The sequence below is a fragment of the Flavobacterium sp. UBA4854 genome (assembly GCF_002399805.1).
Classification (GTDB): domain Bacteria; phylum Bacteroidota; class Bacteroidia; order Flavobacteriales; family Flavobacteriaceae; genus Flavobacterium; species Flavobacterium ginsengisoli.
Genome location: NZ_DHEI01000107.1, coordinates 29,822 through 31,093, shown reverse-complemented (window position 1 = coordinate 31,093; position 1,272 = coordinate 29,822). Strand labels below are relative to the sequence as shown.

The 1,272-nt window shown below is 32.2% G+C and carries 1 pseudogene; it reads right to left on the bottom strand.

Features of this window, described 5'->3' with window-relative positions:
• Positions 1-407 (bottom strand): annotated as a pseudogene (locus B3J44_RS15965) (phosphoribosylformylglycinamidine synthase); the annotation flags it as partial.
• Between the last annotated feature and the right edge of the window lie 865 nt (positions 408-1,272).

The following is a 1,272-nucleotide window of genomic DNA, read 5'->3' as shown; positions in this document are numbered from 1 at the left end:
TCTTCGCTTAAAGCTAAACCTTCCACTTTGTTGTAAGTCGCAATATCATCAATCTCCAAAATTGGTTCCGGCTGAATGTTGATAGTGAAGATTTCTTGATCTAATTCGTTGAATTTTTGAGAAAGCATTGGATCAAAATCAGTAAAATCTTCCGTTGCAGGATGAAATTCTTCAATTCTGATAATGCCAGAAATCCCCATGTTTTGAGTAATTTCTACAGCATTTGTACTCCAAGGTGTGATCATAGTGGCGCGTGGACCAACAAAAAATCCTGTCAATGCAGATTTTTCGATCTTGTTTGCGTCGGCAAAAAGCCAGTTTAATTTTGAAATGTCTTGAGCTGAAATTTCGTTTTGCGTTTGTACGGCAAAAACAGTTTTGCTTTGGTTTTCAAAGAAATGGATCATTTGTGTAGTTTGTTGTATTGAGCTGCAAATTTAATGTAAATAAATAGTAAGCGCAAATTTGGAAACGATCTCTTTTCAAAAAAAATGAAATTGCTTTTTTCTTGCATTTTTTCTACCAAAAAGACGCAAAATCAAGAGGTTTAGGTATTTGGTGAAATTTAATGATTTAGTAAAATTTCTTTTTTGATATGTTCTGTAATATTAAACTTTTAGAAGAAAAAAATCAAAATTTAAAGTTCATAAGTTTAATGTCTTTAAATGAATGGATTTGCAAAAATTACGAAATCTGGAAATGAAGAAAAAGTATAAATTTTGAAAAAATGATTTTAATCAAAAGTTATTTGCGGTAATTTTCTTAGTTTTTCAAGTGTGTTTTGTCATTTCGACGGAGGAGACATCTTCATATGTAGCTCTACAAAGATTGGAATTTCATTACGGAGTTACTCGCGAGGATTTCTCCTCCTTCGAAATGACAAACTGCATGGATACTTTGTAAAAATACTTTGCGCCTTAGCGCCTTCGTAGCAAAACCATTATTTAGGGAAATCCTGACTCTGATAAGCGCCCAAATCAGGTGGAGAAGTTCTAGTAATTCCTAAAATGTCCAACGGAACTACATAAGCCTGATTCCCTTTAGCGAAAGCGGCAGAAGTTTTATCAATATTGAATTTATTTTCAGAAGCATTATAAAANNTTCTCCTCCGTCGAAATGACAAATATTGTGAAATAACTACTGAAAAACTTCGGGAGTTTGTGAGAAAATTTGATAACAAATTCTTTTTAAAAAGTAATATTAGAGACTAGAAATTATGGTCTTAGAACAAAATTTGAAAATTTCCATTCATTTGAACCGGGTTCTTTAACA